At 58.2% G+C, this 388-nt stretch carries 1 protein-coding gene; it reads right to left on the bottom strand.

The window, feature by feature from the left end; all coding sequences use genetic code 11:
* Nucleotides 1-388: fibronectin type III domain-containing protein (locus B1748_RS36655; protein WP_143810493.1), on the bottom strand; the 388-nt coding region annotated here is incomplete at both ends.

Below are 388 nucleotides of genomic sequence, written 5' to 3'. Positions count from 1 at the left end.
CCGCTTGGCGTTACGGCATTGGATGCGGAGGAAGGAAAGCTGCTTCCCGCGTTATTCACCGCTTTCACCGTAAAGGTGTATGTCGTGCCGTTGGTCAGGCCGGTAAAGACGATCGGACTAGCCGTACCGCTCATGATCGTCTCGCCGGGAGTGGCGGTCACGGTATATCCCGTAATCGCGTCTCCCCCGTCATCCTCTGGCGCCGTGAATGTAATCGTTGCCTGCCCGTCGCCCGCTTCGGCCATCACATTCGTTGGAACCCCCGGCGCCGTTGCCGCCGGAGCATTCTCATTGAGCTGCCCGATATACGTATGGTTGTTCTCTGCATCGTGCAGATGAATATGCTTGCCTGCCAGCGACTCATCATAGAAGATGCCCTTGCGGATCG

The organism is Paenibacillus sp. MY03, assembly GCF_002165585.1.
GTDB classification, from domain to species: Bacteria; Bacillota; Bacilli; order Paenibacillales; family Paenibacillaceae; genus Pristimantibacillus; species Pristimantibacillus agaridevorans.
The sequence above is the reverse complement of the archived record's forward strand: the minus strand, read 5'-3'. Positions and strand labels throughout refer to the sequence as shown.